The organism is Mucilaginibacter endophyticus (assembly GCF_003351025.1).
Classification (GTDB): Bacteria; Bacteroidota; Bacteroidia; order Sphingobacteriales; family Sphingobacteriaceae; genus Mucilaginibacter; species Mucilaginibacter endophyticus.
Genome location: NZ_QPCG01000008.1, coordinates 205,062 through 221,651 on the forward strand (window position 1 = coordinate 205,062; position 16,590 = coordinate 221,651).

Annotated in this window: 14 protein-coding genes; 11 read left to right on the forward strand and 3 right to left on the reverse strand. The window is 44.0% G+C overall.

The window, feature by feature from the left end:
* Positions 1-63 precede the first annotated feature (63 nt).
* Both DUL71_RS27155 and DUL71_RS27160 read right to left on the reverse strand, forming a co-directional pair.
* On the reverse strand, positions 64-837 hold the full coding sequence (locus DUL71_RS27155) for an alpha/beta hydrolase (protein ID WP_114940997.1): 774 nt from the start codon (positions 835-837) through the stop codon (positions 64-66).
* Between the two features lie 137 nt (positions 838-974).
* Positions 975-2,516 (reverse strand): sigma-54 interaction domain-containing protein, encoded by a 1,542-nt coding sequence (locus tag DUL71_RS27160; protein ID WP_244228846.1) that lies wholly within the window; start codon positions 2,514-2,516, stop codon positions 975-977.
* A gap of 497 nt (positions 2,517-3,013) precedes the next feature.
* Between DUL71_RS27160 and DUL71_RS27165 the strand changes: the two genes are divergently transcribed.
* The 8 genes from DUL71_RS27165 (at position 3,014) to DUL71_RS27200 (ending at position 11,688) form a co-directional block, all read left to right on the forward strand.
* Positions 3,014-3,646, forward strand: a complete 633-nt coding sequence (locus DUL71_RS27165; RefSeq protein ID WP_114940999.1) for a hydrolase — start codon at positions 3,014-3,016, stop codon at positions 3,644-3,646.
* Positions 3,647-3,698: 52 nt separating this feature from the next.
* Positions 3,699-5,069 (forward strand): alginate export family protein, encoded by a 1,371-nt coding sequence (locus DUL71_RS27170; protein WP_208645661.1) that lies wholly within the window; start codon positions 3,699-3,701, stop codon positions 5,067-5,069.
* Positions 5,070-5,089: 20 nt separating this feature from the next.
* Complete coding sequence (locus tag DUL71_RS27175; RefSeq protein ID WP_114940977.1) at positions 5,090-5,842, forward strand: M17 family peptidase N-terminal domain-containing protein; 753 nt, start codon at positions 5,090-5,092, stop codon at positions 5,840-5,842.
* A gap of 8 nt (positions 5,843-5,850) precedes the next feature.
* The gene (locus DUL71_RS27180; protein WP_114940978.1) at positions 5,851-7,770 is read left to right on the forward strand and encodes an amidohydrolase; all 1,920 of its coding nucleotides are present in this window, start codon (positions 5,851-5,853) and stop codon (positions 7,768-7,770) included.
* Positions 7,771-7,783: 13 nt separating this feature from the next.
* A complete protein-coding gene (locus tag DUL71_RS27185) occupies positions 7,784-8,221 on the forward strand; it encodes a DoxX family protein (RefSeq protein ID WP_114940979.1) in 438 nt (145 codons plus the stop codon).
* 11 nt (positions 8,222-8,232) lie between these two features.
* Positions 8,233-8,706 carry a Dps family protein gene (locus tag DUL71_RS27190; RefSeq protein WP_114940980.1) on the forward strand — a complete coding sequence of 158 codons (474 nt, stop codon included), beginning with the start codon at positions 8,233-8,235 and terminating at the stop codon, positions 8,704-8,706.
* Positions 8,707-8,712: 6 nt separating this feature from the next.
* Positions 8,713-9,393: a YoaK family protein gene (locus DUL71_RS27195; protein WP_114940981.1), complete on the forward strand. Its 681-nt coding sequence runs from the start codon at positions 8,713-8,715 to the stop codon at positions 9,391-9,393.
* Between the two features lie 351 nt (positions 9,394-9,744).
* Positions 9,745-11,688 (forward strand): sigma 54-interacting response regulator, encoded by a 1,944-nt coding sequence (locus DUL71_RS27200; RefSeq protein WP_114941000.1) that lies wholly within the window; start codon positions 9,745-9,747, stop codon positions 11,686-11,688.
* Positions 11,689-11,731: 43 nt separating this feature from the next.
* On the opposite strand, the gene DUL71_RS27205 is transcribed toward DUL71_RS27200, so the two are convergent.
* A complete protein-coding gene (locus tag DUL71_RS27205) occupies positions 11,732-14,212 on the reverse strand; it encodes a sensor histidine kinase (protein WP_114940982.1) in 2,481 nt (826 codons plus the stop codon).
* A 430-nt stretch (positions 14,213-14,642) separates the two neighbouring features.
* On the opposite strand from DUL71_RS27205, the gene DUL71_RS27215 reads away from it, so the two are divergent.
* From DUL71_RS27215 to DUL71_RS27230, 3 genes are all read left to right on the forward strand, one after another.
* Positions 14,643-15,404, forward strand: coding sequence for a hypothetical protein (locus DUL71_RS27215; protein WP_114940984.1), 762 nt, complete (start codon positions 14,643-14,645; stop codon positions 15,402-15,404).
* 211 nt (positions 15,405-15,615) lie between these two features.
* On the forward strand, positions 15,616-15,885 hold the full coding sequence (locus tag DUL71_RS27220) for a helix-turn-helix domain-containing protein (protein ID WP_114940985.1): 270 nt from the start codon (positions 15,616-15,618) through the stop codon (positions 15,883-15,885).
* A gap of 139 nt (positions 15,886-16,024) precedes the next feature.
* Positions 16,025-16,276 (forward strand): hypothetical protein, encoded by a 252-nt coding sequence (locus DUL71_RS27230; RefSeq protein ID WP_244228847.1) that lies wholly within the window; start codon positions 16,025-16,027, stop codon positions 16,274-16,276.
* The last annotated feature ends 314 nt before the right edge of the window (positions 16,277-16,590 follow it).

Genomic DNA, 16,590 nt, shown 5'->3' on the forward strand with positions numbered 1-16,590 from the left:
TTACCGGGAAGAGATTTTTTATATAATTGTTTAGCGCACGTGCGCTTTAAGGCAGGAGTGATTTTATTTTCCATTAGCTGCCGCTTCAATAACCGCGGCAATGGCTTTGGGCTGGGTCATGAATAGCGTGTGGCCGCCGTTTACCATGGTAACCTTCGCGTTGGCGCGTTTGTACATGGTATCTTCAAGGCCCATGTTAATAGTTTCGTCGTTTGATGGTTTTATGGCATAAACAGGTTTGTTTTTCCATGCAGCCGTAGTTACCTTGTCGGTAAATGCTTTAACGGTAAGCGGAATCTGTGAATCATACATAAAGTCTGATTTTTCTTTAGTCTGCCCATTGGCAAACGTTTCCTGAAAGGTTGCTTTACCCAGGTAAACATTTCCCCTGGCATCGGGAGGCAGGATCCCTTTGGGCTGTTCTTTAACCGTTTGAACCAGATCAAGCGTAGATTCGCCTGCAGCCGGTATAAAGGCGGCTACATAAACCAGGCTTTTTACATTATCCGCATTGCCGGCCTCTGTAATTACCGTACCTCCCCAGGAGTGACCCACTAAAACCACCGGCCCGTCCTGGCGTTCAAGGGCAAAATTTGTTGCTGCTACATCATCTGCCAGCGAACTTGTGGGGTTTTGTATAAGGGTAACTTTGTATCCGTCTTTCACCAATATTTTGTAAACCGCTTCCCAGCCGGAAGCATCGGCGAATGCGCCATGCACAATTACAATATTTTTAATCGGTGCGGATTGCGCCTTTGTTTGTGTAGGAATAACTGTTGATACTAAAATGGCCACTGCTGCAGCGGCTATCATTTTGATTGTAAAGTTTGTTTTCATGTTTTGATTATCTGGCAGGGGATAATCTACAAACATGCCTTTGGCTAAAATGCTGATAATTAATATTTTGGATTTTTTACCAAACCAAGGCTATTACGGCATTCCGTTAATTTACGATTGCCAGGAACGGATGGACGCTAAAAATGCTGTTTATTCAATCCCAGTTTTTTTATTTTGGAGTTGAGCGTTGTAGCCGGTACGCCCAATAATTTAGCTGCACCATGTTCTCCCGAAACCCTACCCTTGCATAATTGAAGTACAGCGAAAATATGATCTCGCTCATTTTCTTCGATAGTTTTAATCTGCTGTTTGGCGCCGGCACCATCAACCATGGTTTTAACGGTTGACGGAAGATTCATCTCGTTGATAATAGGGCCGTTGCTCAATAAGATCTGCCGTTCTATCAGGTGTTCCATTTCGCGTATATTGCCGGGCCAGTTGTAATGGAGCATTTGTTTGATAGCCTTTTTCGAGAAACCGATTTTTTGCTTGCTAAACCTTTTTAAAAAATAGTTTGCCAACAGCGGAATATCTTCAGTGCGCTCTCTTAACGGCGGCAGATCGATTGGAAACACATGCAGCCGGTAATATAAATCTCTTCTAAAACGCCCCCGTTCAACTTCAGCAATTAAATCCCTGTTTGTTGCAGAAATAATCCTTACATCTGTTTTTACAGTGCCCTTACCGCCAACCCTTTCTATCTCTTTTTCCTGCAAAGCCCTCAGTAACTTTACCTGTAATTCTAAAGGCAGTTCGCCAATCTCGTCAAGAAAAAGTGTTCCGTTATTGGCCAGCTCAAATTTACCTATCCGTTGCTCGGTGGCCCCGGTAAATGAGCCTTTTTCATGCCCGAACAGCTCGCTTTCCATCAGGTTGGTAGGTATGGCGGCACAGTTTACGCTGATCATGGGCTTGTTTTTCCTTGCTGATGCGGCATGTATGGTTTTTGCTATCAGTTCTTTGCCTGTTCCGGTTTCGCCGGTAATCAAAACGGTCGAGTCAGATGTAACCACCTGGTCCATCAACGCGAAAACTCTGTTCATTTTCGGCCCCGCGCCAATAATCTGCGGATAATTCCCGGAATTTGGTTGCTGGTTGGCTATGTATACGCTTTCATTTTCATGTTTCACTTTAAAAGCAAGCAACTCCTCCAGTTGGAGGCTCAATTTTGGATTAGCCGCCTGTAGCAATCCGGTCACTTTGTTTAAAAAATCTTCAAGTGTGTGCGCTTCGTTTATCAGGGCTAATTGTTGGTTTAACCCGGATAGCTGCGAAGCAAACCCTTCAGAGGTTACGTTATTATCCTGTTGATTAAGTTTTTCCGTTAGATATGCTATTTCGCTTTGAACTGGAGATTGCTGCGTGAAAAAAACGATATCAGCAAGCAGATCGGCAATGCTGCTGCAAAAAGTAAGGCATTCGGCGCTAAACTCGCGGACGTTATTGTGCAATTCAAGCGTCCCTAAAATTTTATTCTCCACCTCAAGCGGTATATAACAATGGTACTCATATCCCGATTCTCCGTTTAAAAGAGTGTGGTTTTGGCTCTCTTCCTCCATCCACTCCTCCTTCGATTTGATTACAGGGAAGGAAAATCCGGCCACGAGCTTTTGCAGCGGACTGAGTTCATAAGGCTGATTGATCAGTTCGGTGCAGGGCTCATCCGTTTCGTTTCCCACAGTAGAAATGAAAGCTTCCCTGATTATCGTTAAATCTTCATCATAGATCAACAGCGCCCCGCAATTTATTGAAAAAAGCGGATGGAGCCTACTGAAGATAATACCCAAAAGCTCGGACAAGCCAAGAGCGCTATCAAGTATAGGTCCGGGTTTAAGGGCAGCAGGGGTATTTAAAGCGGATCGCTTGTTTATTCGCGAAAAAGTAGATTCGATTGTGCCATGCATATTATAGCGTGTTTCAAAAATGATACCTCGTGTAGTATATATAATGAAGATGGTAGTATTTCAAATATGGCGAATTTATTTGCTTTTTCCTGCCCGGGAAATATGTTTTTATTACATAACAAATAATTTGGGGATAGTGCAAATTTCAGGAAAGTCGTAAAATTACGATATGTCATCATTTTTTGGCGGTGGTGATTTTTGTAATGTGCTGATTTTCAAATTTTTATTCTAATGGCATCGTTCATGAATAAATGTTTGCAAAACTTTATTTTATGAAACCATCACCAGACTTATTAACTCCTGACAACCACGTATTGGTTCTGATCGATTTTGAAGGCCAAATGGGCTTCGCTACCAAAAGCATCGCTTTAAGCGAGCTCCGTACCAACACGGCAATCATCTCGGGCGCATCAAAAATTTTCAATGTTGCCACTATCGTTACCACCGTTGCCGAAGAATCATTCAGCGGCCCGGTATTTCCTGAAATTGAGGAGTACTACCCGCAAGCCACTTCAAACTATATCGACCGTACTTCTATGAATACCTGGGAAGATGAAGCCGCTTACAAAGCCATCACCGGAACGGGCAAAAAGAAAATTGTTTTGGCCGGTTTGTGGACAGGCGTTTGCATTGTTGGCCCGGCATTATCTGCGCTTACCGAAGGCTACGAAGTTTATGTTATTACCGATGCCTGCGGCGATGTAAGCACCGAAGCACACGAGCGCGCCATTCAGCGGATGATCCATACCGGCGTTAAACCTGTAACATCTATCCAATACCTGCTGGAGTTGCAACGCGATTGGGCACGCCAGGAAACCTACATAGCCGTTACCGATTTGATGAAGAAACACGGCGGCGCTTATGGTATTGGTATTCAGTATGCGCACCGCATGCTGGCACACTAAAATTAACGTTGCGGTTTCTGTAAATCCTATTCATCTACCTATCTAAAACAAAGTGAAAAAAATAATTTTACCGCTTCTTATTCTTTCATTATTAAATAGCCGCATTGCTATGGCGCAGTCGTTTAAGCTGATGCGTTTTGATGAGGATTACAGCGCGTTAAAAACGGATACTACTAATAACGCTTATAATAAAATCAAATACTTAGGATTATCAGCAAACCGCAGCGTTTACCTTTCTATCGGCGGCGAGATCCGTTACGAGTACGCCTCAAAAATTGATGAGAACTGGATAGCCGGTCAGGGGTATAATTATAGCTTTTTACAACGCTATTCGCTAAATACCAACCTACAAATGGGTAGCCATTTCCGGGTATTCGCCCAAATAAACAGCGGGCTCGAAAACGGAAGCAAATACGGCGCGGCCCCTGTTGATGAGGATAAGCTCAACATTCAAAACCTGTTTGCCGAATTAAAAGTCTGGCAAAAAAATGATCGAAGCTTTTCGGTAAGAGCGGGCAGACAGGAACTTAATTACGGCACCGGCAGGCTGATCTCGGTACGCGAAGGCACCAACGTAAGGTTATATTTTACGGGTGCTAAAGCTATGTACAGGGCTAAAAATATTGTACTGGATGGCTTTGCTATGATGGCCTATAACGTTAACCCCGGCATATTTGATAACAAGCCTACGCACGAGGTAAATCTTTGGGGTGCATATTCATGTATCATCATCCCAAAGGGAGGCAATTTTGATTTTTACTACCTCGGCGTAAAAAACGATAATAAACGCTTTGAAGAAGGTGTAGCCAACGAAACCCGGCATACCGTTGCAACCCGCTACTGGAAAAACGGCGGCGGCTTTATTTACAACCTGGAGGGTGCATACCAGTTTGGCAGTTTTGGTAAAGGCAATATCAACGCCTGGACTCTCGCTATCGATTTTGGCTACGTGTTTGATAAAATAAAAGGTATGCCAAGCATCAACCTCCGGAACGATTATATATCCGGCGATGCCAAAAAAGGGGATGGGAACCTGCAAACGTTCAATCCGCTTTATCCGCGCGGCGGCTACTTTGGGTTTAATCCGCTTATTGGCCCGGCCAACCTCATTGATCTGCATCCCTACGCTACCTATAATATATTTAACCGCCTTGACCTGCAAGCCGATGTTGTGTTTAACTGGCGCTACTCCACGCAAGACGGCTTGTACAGGCCAAGCGGTAATTTTAACCTGCCGGGCGCGGGCTCAACCCAAAAGTATATCGGCACAACATACCTGGCCAGCGCCGAGTATAAGTTCAGTAAATTTTTTACGCTGAGCAGCGGCGCGCAATATTTCCGCACAGGGGCTTTTATTCAGGATGTAGTTAAGCCCACGGCTAACTCCTGGTTTTACAACATGCAATTCACGTTTAAATTTTAATACCTAATAATAAAAACATCATGTTCAAATCATCTACACCCGCCAACGGGATCTGGCAAGGCCGTCTTAAGGCAACAGTATTATCTTCTCTGTTATTTATCGGTTTAAGTTCGGGCGTTTTGGCGCAAAACGCTTCGCCTCAGCTGGCCGCGGTAAATACATCGGCAATTTTAGGTAAGGCTGATGGTATAGCTATCGAGGGCAAAGTGCAAAGCCCATCGGCGCAGCCAACTCCTTTACAAATAGTATGTGTTTTTGAATATACCGAAGGCGACATGACCAGCCCGCAGGCTTTACCCGCTGCTGCAAACGGCTTGCTGCATGTTGACGAAGCTTTGAATGGCCTGATTACCGATTTGCGTAAAAGTGGAAAATTTGCCGGCCATGCCCTCGAAACTTTACTGATTACGCCGCCCAAAGGTAGTATCCCGGCTCAGAAATTATTACTGATAGGCCTCGGCGACCGCAACCAATTCACGCCCGACCTGATGACCAACGTAGGCCGGGTAGGTATGCGCGAAGCTTTGAAACTTGGCGTAAGCAGCTACTCGCATGCAAGCGATTTGAAAGACGCAGGTATTGATTCGCCAACAGGCCCGGTGGCGGTTAATGTGGTTAAAGGCGCGCTCGAGGCTTATGAAACCGAGGAGTATTTGGTGAGCAAAAAGCTATCAACCCATAAACCATTAACTAAAGTCACCCTTTTGGCTGGTCAGGCGTTCTTCGCGCCATCGGGCGAGGCTATCAAGGCGTACCTGGCAACTAAACAATAATTACCGATATGAAAAAAGCTGATATGGTATTGTTTAACGGTAAAATCCATACCGTTGACGCTGAACAGCCTTCTACAACGGCGGTGGCTGTACAAGATGGTAAATTTGTTGCCGTTGGCGATGATGCCGAAGTGTTGAAATACGCAGGAGAGGGTACTACCACCATCGACCTGCAAAAGCAAACAGTGATACCGGGTATCAATGATTCGCACACACACCTGATAAGGGGCGGGTTGAATTACAACCTCGAGCTACGTTGGGATGGTGTGCCTTCATTGGCCGATGCATTGCGGATGCTGAAAGAACAGGTTGACCGTACACCATCGCCGCAATGGGTGAGGGTGATAGGGGGCTGGTCGGAATTTCAGTTTGCCGAGAAACGTTTGCCAACCCTGGCCGAGATCAATGAGCTTTCGCCGGATACACCGGTGTTTATCATGCACCTATATGACAGGGCGTTTTTAAACCGTGCCGCGCTGAAAGCGGTTGGCTATACCAAAGATACCCCAGCGCCACCGGGAGGGCACATTGAACGAAACTCGAAAGGCGAACCGACCGGGCTTATCCTTGCAACGCCGAACGCCCTGATTTTGTATGCTACGCTGGCTAAAGGCCCTAAGCTATCGTACGAGCACCAGGTAAACTCCACCCGTCATTACATGCGCGAAATGAACCGTTTCGGTATCACCAGCGTAATTGACGCGGGTGGCGGCTACCAGAACTTTCCTGATGATTACCGGGTAATTGATGAACTGAATAATGAAGGTAAACTCACCGTAAGGATTGCTTACAACCTGTTTACCCAACGCCCTAAACAAGAACTGGAAGATTTTGAAAGCTGGACAAAAACCGTAAAACTTTACCAGGGCGACGACATGTTCAGGCACAATGGTGCTGGCGAAATGCTGGTATTCTCCGCTGCTGATTTTGAGGATTTTGTACAACCCCGCCACGAATTGCCCGAACAAATGGAAAATGAACTGGAACGCGTTGTGCGCCTATTGATTGAAAACCGCTGGCCTTTCAGGTTACATGCCACTTATAACGAAAGCATCACCCGGTTTTTAAACGTTTTTGAAAAAGTGAACCGTGAGATCCCTTTCAACGGCCTGCCCTGGATATTTGACCATGCCGAAACCATTCACGAGAAAAATATTGAACGTGTTAAGGCATTGGGCGGCGGTATAGCCATACAGGATAGGATGGCTTTCCAGGGCGAATATTTCGCTAACCGATATGGCGAAAAAGCCGCCTTGCAAACCCCGCCAGTTAAAAAAATGCTGGAGATGGGCGTACCGGTAGGAGGCGGTACCGATGCCACAAGGGTATCGAGCTATAACCCATGGCTGGCGCTGTACTGGTTAACATCGGGCAAAACAATTGGTGGCACAACTATTTATGATGAGGCTGGCAGGTTAAGCCGGGAAACCGCTTTGGAACTTTACACCAAAGGAAGCGCCTGGTTCTCGAACGAGCAGCAGAAAAAAGGCGCGATAAAAGTTGGACAATTAGCCGATTTCGCCGTGCTTGACCGTGATTTTTTCACCGTTGATGAAGAACAGATCAAAGCTATAGAAGCGGATATGACCGTTTTGGGTGGTAAAGTGGTTTACGCTAAAGGAGCTTTCTCATCACACAACCCGCCGCCAATCCCAATTTTGCCGGATTGGTCGCCCACTAAAATTTATAACGGTTATTTCCCCGGTAGCAACCATTTAGCCCCGGCCAATACCCGCCAGGCGCAGGCCGAAAAACGCAAGGCCGATAATGCATTGATGCAGCAGCAAATAGCCAACGCGGTACACAGTTGTATGGGCAGTTGTTCGGTACATGGGCATGATCATAACCAGGCCCGCATGAGTAATTTGCCCGTAAACGATTACACGGCATTTTGGGGCGCACTGGGCTGCTCATGTTTTGCATTTTAATTGAGCTATTTTTATGAATGATATAATTAAAAACCTGCTTTACTCAGATTTGGGTACGCCGGTAGCGAACTGGGCCATGTTCGCGTTTCGGATATTACTGGCTGTTGAACTTTTCAGGGTGCATGGCATGAAAAAGTTTAAGGGGAACGATGGTAAGCCCGAGGTTGTGCCTAACCCCTTAGGATTGCCGCAACCTATCAATAACCTGGTGGCTATGCTATCAGATACCGTGGTACCGCTGATGGTAATATTGGGTTTATGTACCCGCGTTGCCGTATTACCAACTATTGGCGTAACGGCAGTTGGCTATTTTGTGGTGCATCGGCACGATTCGATAGAGGTGAGGGATGTACCCTACGTATACACCATTTGCTTTTTATTGTTGCTGGCAACAGGCCCAGGCAGCATTTCATTTGATCAGTTAATTTTTAATCATTTTTTTAATATTTAAATACGTAAACCATGGAACCAAAAATCGGAATATCGGCAGATAACCTGGCCAAAGTGGCCCATGCCTTAAACAGCATCCTGGCCGACGAATACATACTTTACACTAAAACCCGCAACGCGCACTGGAACGTTGAAGGGCCGGACTTTCATACCAAACACCTGTTTTTTGAAAACCAGTATGAACAACTGGACGAGATTATGGACAGTGTAGCAGAGCGGATCCGTTCGCTTGGCCATTATGCTCCGGCTACTTTAAAAAGCTTCCTGGAATTAACTCACCTGTCTGAAGTATTGCACAGCAAAAATGATGGAGCTGGCTTTATTACTGAGTTACTGAACGATCATGAGAGCGTTATTATCCGTTTAAGGGAATACATTAATGTTTTCGCCAACGATCTGAAAGACCTCGGCACCAGCGATTATGTAACCGGCCTGATGGAAACGCACGAGAAAATGGCCTGGATGCTAAGATCCCATTTAAAATAAAACGACATGGAAAATCAACATAACATCTGGTTTGTCACACTCATATTATCCGCCGTGGCAGGTTATTGCGATACGGTGACCTTTGTATCTGCCGGTTCTATTTTTTCCGCGCATGTAACCGGTAACTTTATCGTATTTGCTTATCAAATTATTAAAGGGTCGGATGCCCAGGCCTGGATCAAGTTGCTAACATTTCCGGTATTCATGATCTCGGTCATCGTTGGCGGACAAATTGCTGCAAGATCTGTAAATCATTATAAAATACTACTGGCCGAAGGGCTGGTGCTTTTGCTGTGCGGTTTAATTTCCCAACTTTTTGTGCATACTGCCGGGCTAACCTGGGAAACCTACCTGGTTGTCATGTTAGTGGTATTTGCTATGGGGCTGCAAAACGCGTTCGGTAAATTATATGCTAAAGAAACGTTCGGGCCAACAACTATGATGACGGGCAATGTAACCCAGCTATCGCTTGATCTTGGTAAATCTGCCGGCTCCGTTTTTAAAGATCTGGTATCGATGGAAAGTTTAAAAAAGCAATGTATAACCATCGGTGGTTTCCTGGCGGGGTGCCTTGCCGGCGCTGTACTGGCTAAAAGCTTCGGTCTCATGGTAATTGTTTTGCCCGGAGCAGGCATAATCTTTTGCTATTTCGTCGCAGGTAAAAACGAACCGGTTACCGCGGTTTAATCATGTATAATTAGAGGCTGTTGCCTTAATGGCCTTTAATTAAAAATCAGCAATCGCAAATTCACGAAATTTCGCCATGGTTTTGAGCCTGACGCCAGTTTAAACTTAAGATTAACAGGTGGTTAAGCGATGGCATCTTACTTGATAAATTGATAGTGCGGGCTTGCCAGGTAACATTTACCCCTATGTTACCAATTGCCCGGATGAACCTAAAACCAAGTTTAAGCCTACAGCAGGATGGTGCTTTTTACTGAAAATATAATGGCTCAAAGGCCTGCATCACCATTACGCCTGAAATTAATAACTTAGAAAATAAAATAGCCTGATCGTTTATCGGGCATGATAAAGCAAATGAAAGAGCAGATTTTAATTGTTGAGGATGAGTTTATAGTAGCGAACGATTTGAGGATCATGCTTCAAAAGGCGGGGTATCAGGTTTGCGGCATAGCGCCATCTGTTGCTAAGGCTACAGAACTGATCAAGGCTAAAAACCCAGACTGGGTTCTTCTCGATATATTTTTGCAAGGCAGTAAAACAGGCATCGATCTGGCCGGTCAATTGAGCGAGATGGGGATTCCATTCATTTACATATCGGCTAACACTAATCAGGCTATACTGGAGGCGGCGAAAGCCACAGAACCTTATGGTTTCCTGGTTAAACCATTCAGGGAAAAAGATTTATTGGTGATGCTCGATATTGCTCTTTACAAGCACGAGCAGAGCAGGAAATTTAGCCAGTCGCGAATGTCATCCCTGAAGGATCAAGTGACTATGATTGCTTCAAAAGCCGATAACAGGAACGAAAAGCTGAAGCAGGTGGCAGATATTTTGCAGGGGGTGGTAACATTTGATTGTTTACAAATCAGCAAAAATGACCCATCGGCCGAACAAGAGCAGGTTTACCTCGTGAAAAACACCCTGAATATATTCCAGGTGCAAACGCTTAACGAACTGCTGGAGATAACAGGTATTACGCAAAGGGATTACCGGTCATGGAAGCCCTCGCCTGTAGATACAAAAAATCAGTTTTACAATAATTTTGAGTTCAGGCGTCTGAAAATGGACAACTTATGGCTGAAAGTCCTGAGCGATCATTATCAATATCAATCTGCCTTATGTTATGATGTGCTTTCAGATGATGGCTCTGTATACAAGTTTTTGTTTTTAAGCACCAGCCAGGAGCGTTATAATAAGCTGCAACTTGATTTGCTTAAAAAAAACGCCATAGCGCTGAAACAATTAGTTACCGATATTATCCTTAAAAAGGACGCGGAAGTAAAACCGGTCCGCACCTTAAGAGCATCTCCTCCGTTACCGCTAAGCCTGCCGGTCGCGTCTCAAAATTTCAATGGAATTATTGGCGAAAGTCCGCTGCTTAAGGCGGTATTCCATAAAATTAACATTGTTGCGCCTGACGAAACGTCTGTTTTAGTTGCAGGGGAAAGCGGCACAGGCAAGGAAAGAATAGCACAAACCATCCATAAACTGTCGCCAAGAAAAAACAAACCTATGGTGACTGTGAACTGCGCTGCCCTTCCCATCAACCTGATAGAATCAGAATTATTTGGGCATGAAAGAGGGGCATTTACCGGCGCAACCGAAAAGCGAACCGGCAAATTTGAGCAGGCGGATGGAGGTACCATATTTCTGGATGAGATAGGCGAATTGCCACTGGAAGCGCAGGTTAAGCTATTACGCGTTTTACAGGAAAAGGAAATTGAGCGACTGGGAGGGAATTATACCAAAAAAGTGAACGTACGGATTATAACAGCCACAAACCGAAACCTGGAGAAAGAGGTAGCCGAAGGGCGGTTCAGGCTGGATTTGTATTACAGGCTCAACGTGTTCCCGATCGAATTACCCCCATTAAGGCAACGAAAAGAAGACATCCCAATGCTGGCAAATCACTTTTTAGATCGTTTTGCCAAAAGATCAGGCAAGATTGTTTCAGGTATCAGTGAAGATGCGATGCAAACCTTGTTAAATTACGATTGGCCCGGAAACATCAGGGAACTTGAACATTTAATTGAGCGTAGTTTACTTATGGCAACAGGTAATAGCATCGACATCATCGATATCCCTAAAGTTAACGCCGTAACTTCAGTGCCGACAAAAGAAGGCTATCGTGTAAGGACAATGGAAGAGATGGAGCGGGAACATATTCTTGAAATACTGAAAATTTGTAAAGGGAAGATTTTTGGAGAAGGCGGCGCTGCAGAAATGCTTAATATTCCTTCAACAACCCTTAATTCTAAAATCAAACGATTGGGAATAAAGTATGAGTATGTTAAATAGATCAGGAACAACATCCAATACTACTCACCTGTAAGCATATTGATCAGCGCCCGGCTTCTGAAAGCTGGGGGCGGAATTGCACGCTTACCGTCACCCCTTGTTGTGATTTCAAGTTGAATTTCCCGCCGAGTTGCTCTGTAAGCCCGATCATTAAATTAATCCCTAACGAAGTACAATTATACACGTCAAAATCCTCAGGTAAGCCTTTACCGTTATCCCTTATCAGCAATTCGATGTACCCATCATGAATTTCTGTCAATGATATCGAAATTACACCAGGCTCTTCAGTGTTAAAAGCATATTTAACGCTGTTTGTAATCGCCTCGTTCAAAATCAATCCCAGCGGTACGGTATCTGCTGTGGTTAGTTGCAGGTGTGCCAGTTTAAATTCAAATTGAATCCGGTGCCCCGTTTCAAACGATCCCTGGATGCTGTCGGCGAGTTCTGTAATGTATTTCCCCAGGTGGATGGTTGACAGGTCATCGGATTTGTAGAGTTTTTGATGTACTATAGATATTGCCTGCATCCTGTTTTGGCTATCCCTGATGGCTGTTAAGGCCTGCTCATTTTCCAGGTAGGACGATTGCGTATTTAACAGGCTGGAAATAATCTGGAGGTTGTTTTTAACCCTGTGGTGAATTTCCTTCATCAGCCATTCCTTTTCGCGAAGTAGCTCATTAAGCTGATCGTTTTGTTCATTGATCTCATTTTGCCGTTGCTGCAACACCCGGTTATTTTTCTGTTTCGCACGGTAAAGGTAAATCATAAGGCCGGTTAGCAAAAGGGAGCTAAAAAGCGCAACTACTATGAATTTACGGTTCAGCGCCTCTTTGTCCAGTTCACTTTGCTGTAAGGTGTTTTTATTTCTTAATACCAGATTTTCATGATCGCGTTGGGCAGTCTCAAATTGAAGATGCAATAGTTCTGATTGTTTTAGCCGTACTTTATTGAAGATAGAATCAGTAATAGCTTTCGCCGCTTCGAAGTGTTTGATTGCCGTAAGATATTTGCCGTTCGCAGAGTCGACTTTAAATTGAAGTTGATGACATGCAGCTATGTTGATTATAGAAAAGGCCGGGTTTGGCTTTTTTAATATGTTCTCTAAATAAGGTACTGCTTTGTTGTAATTTCTTTGTCCAACATAAAATTCGGCGATATTTTTGCAGGCGAGATTATAATAGGAATCATACCTGTTCGTCGCTTTAAATAACGAAATGGCCTCAAGGTAGTTTTGTTCGGCAAGAGCCGGTTTATGTAACGCCACATAGCAGTCGCCACGAATCAGTGGTATGAAAACCTGATTTTGCTTTTCATCAGGATACCTTTTAAACGCATTTTCAACAAGCTTCAACACAAGCAACGCTTTTCCATCGATGATCATTTCAGTTGCTATGTCTCTGAAAACAAGGTAAGGAAACCGTTTTTCTAATTTGATAGTATTGTCCAAGCATAACCGGCTCCATTTTACACTTTCTTTTTTCAATCCGAGGTCATGGCATATATTAGCCAGCCTGAACTGAATATAGTTAAGTTTATAATCGGTACCTGTGGTATCTGCGTATTTAACTGCTGTCAGGCTGCTGCGCATAGCCGCTTCAAAGTTTAGTTTAGCCATGTAAACTGCCGAAAGCAGGTCGTAAGTATATTGTAGGTTTTTAAAGCCGGCTGCTGTGTACATTTTCAATACATTTTTTAACTGCCTTTCTGCGGTATCTAACCTGCCCGCTCTGAAATCATAGTTGGCTATTTCTTTCAATTCGCCGACTGCGAGCCCGGTGTCTTTCGCGGCGAATGCATAACCAACAGCTTTTTTTAAATAAAAACGGGCTAAGCTGTCATTGCCTTCGTTAAAAGCCTTTAAAGACCAGGCTTTTGCTTCGATGTCTTTCCTCCTGTATTTTCTGCTGGCACTTATAATTTGCGCGAAAGTTTTATCGTAAGTAGCAGCAGGCAGGTATTGCTCCATTTGAAGCGGATACCGATAAATTAAAGCGTAAAGTGAAAGTACCGGCATATGATGGCTGCGGGCGTAATTTTGGGCTGCGGTTATATTGGTATCAGCAATATCAAGGTCGGCCTTCTCTTCGCCACCTTTCTCCAGAAAAAATATTCCTATAGCAATGTGAAGACGACAGTATAAACCGCCTTTAGCTTTATTTGCCATTTCCTGTGCTTCGGCAAACCGCTTTTGAAGCAGCAACATCCGGATCTGAAGCAATTCCGCGTCTTCCACTCCCTGGTTGTAATTGATGGATCTGCTTAAGTTTTCAGCGGTTTTCGTATAAATAAACGATGAATCAAGATTTTCTTTGGTGGATGCTTTATTACTCAGATAAAAATTGCTGATTGTTAAGGCGAGCTTGATCCGAGTTTGAATGGTGGAGGACCTGGCATATCTAACGGTAAGATCGGGTAGCGTGTTTTTTAAGTCTATCTGCGCACGTGTAACCGAGCAATTGAACACCATTAAGGCGACGAGATATTTTATAGCGTTATTATTGATATTAAAAAGTTTCACCGTCATTCACGGATCAAATAAAGAAATAAGCTGCAATTTAGATAAATGAATAATTTTGTGTCGCCCGAAAACAAAAAAACTTCGAATGATATCATTTGATGTTTTTTACTCAATTTCAAATATTGATTTAGCGGAATGGAATACACCGCATGATTTCCATAAAAAAGTCTTAGCGCTGGCACGTTATCCCATTTGCTCAGGTTACTTGAATCAATCCGGGATTATTGTATTCCAAGTATCGCGAAGCAACCTAACGATTTTCTTATAAGTTTGAACATAGACACCCATTATCTGGCATCACATTCCGACCTGCTTAAGGTAGTTTATGCTCCCCGAAAAATGGCTTCTAACTTAATATTTAAGATACTTCGATATCCTTCCGTTTTCGAAATGTGAATTTTACTTAAATTATTAACTTTAGGTTAAAGTTCAACTTATGCGAGAACAATACTTCAAACATCGTGAACCGTTCGATTTTAATAAAGAATCCAACGATATCGGCCGTCCATTCTTTTGGAATAAAAAAGTAGAGGACAACCACTTTCTTAACCTGCTTTATCGAAAGAGTGAGCAACAATTCGATGAACTGTATAAATATCACCTGCAATTTTTCCTTTCCGAGTACCATGATGCAAGCCCGCAAGAGTTCTTCAGGTATGTGTGGGAAGTCATACAGGATGCCATTGCACAGTTAAGACATAAAGAGAGGTATACTTCAAGTCATGCCTCCAACTTCCGGAATAAGTTTCACCTTAACCGTTTTGCAGAATATCTTCAAAGTATCGACGAATGGAACCTTGGCCGTACGCAGGTTGAGATCATCGCAGAGAAAGAAGGCCAAATCAAAATACTCAAAGAACAATTGCAACGTCTGATGGATGAGCGCAGAGAAGCAGAGAAGTTGGATACCGACTACCCGATCAATATTGCCAGCGGTCATTTCCTCACAGTAGTTGACATTTTTAAGAAGATCGAGGCACTAAAAATAGGCGATAAGGAACTCGTGTTTTCGCAAATGCCTATCACGTGGGCCAAACTGATCTGCCGGTACTTTCAGGAAGACGGGGAACCGATCAAATTAGACCGTGTGCGGCGCTACTACCCGCGCGATGCAGGTAACCCGAGCGGCAGGTCGTCTGCTGTCCCCTCCGAAAACCAGCACTTCAACATCACTCCGGCAAAACGCCGGGCAGGTTAAGAACGGATTTTAGTTGCAATTTTCTTTTGCAGGCAAACGTTAGCAATTGCCTTTAAACTATTCAGTGCGCTCTTTTTCAGCACTATGCTTTGTGTGCCATTACCATATCTTGGCCTATGGTAATGAATAACATCGCTTTGCCCACACTTTTGCTTCGTACCTGGTATAGGTGGTACAAGTATTTAGTAATGATTTAACGAAGGAGGCGATTATGCAAGCAAGTGAACTGATCACTAAAGGAGATCTGAATGAGTTTAAAAGCGAACTGTTAACGGAAATCAAAAAACTGGTTCAACTGGATGGCCAGGGCCAGTCCAAAAAATGGCTCAAAAGTAACGAAGTAAGAAAGCTGCTCAAAATATCACCAGGCACCTTACAGAACCTGCGCATCAACGGGACATTGACTTATACCCGCATCGGCAGCATCATGTATTACAAACTCGAAGACATTAACAAGCTACTTGAAGGAGGANGACATTGACTTATACCCGCATCGGCAGCATCATGTATTACAAACTCGAAGACATTAACAAGCTACTTGAAGGAGGACGGCAATGAGTAATCCTAAAATTGCGGTTAGTGAACTCGCCGGTTATAGTAAGCTGCTCAAACGTATGAGCATGGACGGGCGGCTGAATACGACACACGTCAGCCTGTTCAGCGCATTATTCGTCCAATGGCAGCGCGCTGGTTTTAAAAGCCCGTTTTCTGTCACCAGAAAGACGCTGATGGCTTTTAGCCGGATAGCATCTATTGCAACATATCACAAGTGTATCAAAGAACTTGACGAATATGGTTACATCCGTTATCAGCCGTCATATCATCCCAAGCTCGGCAGCCAGGTTTACTGGCCTGCCGGTTGGGAAGTGTAGCCCGGTATTTTATATCGGCATAGCTGTATACCGGGCTATACGGATAACCGCATATCGGAATAACTGGTTATTCCGATATAAGTATAGTCAGATATCCAGCTATATGAACCCGGTGAAGCCAATGGCTGCACTGGTAATGATTTGCATCGCAAATCAGGAAGAAAAGCGGTGGTCGCTTCGCGAAAGCGGAGGTGTCTTGTCCTGAAATAGGTTTACACCTAACCAGGACAAAACATGGAAGAGAAAAGATTTAAATCGAAACAGCGACCAAGTAAGTTTTTCAGTGCAAAACAGAAGCATGAGATCATCAAAGC

Excerpts from the sequence above, each read along its gene's own strand:
- DUL71_RS27155 (WP_114940997.1), bottom strand. The coding sequence starts at position 837 with ATGAAAACAAACTTTACAATCAAAATGATAGCCGCTGCAGCAGTGGCC.
- DUL71_RS27195 (WP_114940981.1), top strand. The coding sequence starts at position 8,713 with ATGGAAAATCAACATAACATCTGGTTTGTCACACTCATATTATCCGCC.
- DUL71_RS27165 (WP_114940999.1), top strand. The coding sequence starts at position 3,014 with ATGAAACCATCACCAGACTTATTAACTCCTGACAACCACGTATTGGTT.
- DUL71_RS27190 (WP_114940980.1), top strand. The coding sequence starts at position 8,233 with ATGGAACCAAAAATCGGAATATCGGCAGATAACCTGGCCAAAGTGGCC.
- DUL71_RS27200 (WP_114941000.1), top strand. The coding sequence starts at position 9,745 with ATGAAAGAGCAGATTTTAATTGTTGAGGATGAGTTTATAGTAGCGAAC.
- DUL71_RS27180 (WP_114940978.1), top strand. The coding sequence starts at position 5,851 with ATGAAAAAAGCTGATATGGTATTGTTTAACGGTAAAATCCATACCGTT.
- DUL71_RS27175 (WP_114940977.1), top strand. The coding sequence starts at position 5,090 with ATGTTCAAATCATCTACACCCGCCAACGGGATCTGGCAAGGCCGTCTT.
- DUL71_RS27185 (WP_114940979.1), top strand. The coding sequence starts at position 7,784 with ATGAATGATATAATTAAAAACCTGCTTTACTCAGATTTGGGTACGCCG.
- DUL71_RS27215 (WP_114940984.1), top strand. The coding sequence starts at position 14,643 with ATGCGAGAACAATACTTCAAACATCGTGAACCGTTCGATTTTAATAAA.
- DUL71_RS27230 (WP_244228847.1), top strand. The coding sequence starts at position 16,025 with ATGGACGGGCGGCTGAATACGACACACGTCAGCCTGTTCAGCGCATTA.
- DUL71_RS27205 (WP_114940982.1), bottom strand. The coding sequence starts at position 14,212 with ATGACGGTGAAACTTTTTAATATCAATAATAACGCTATAAAATATCTC.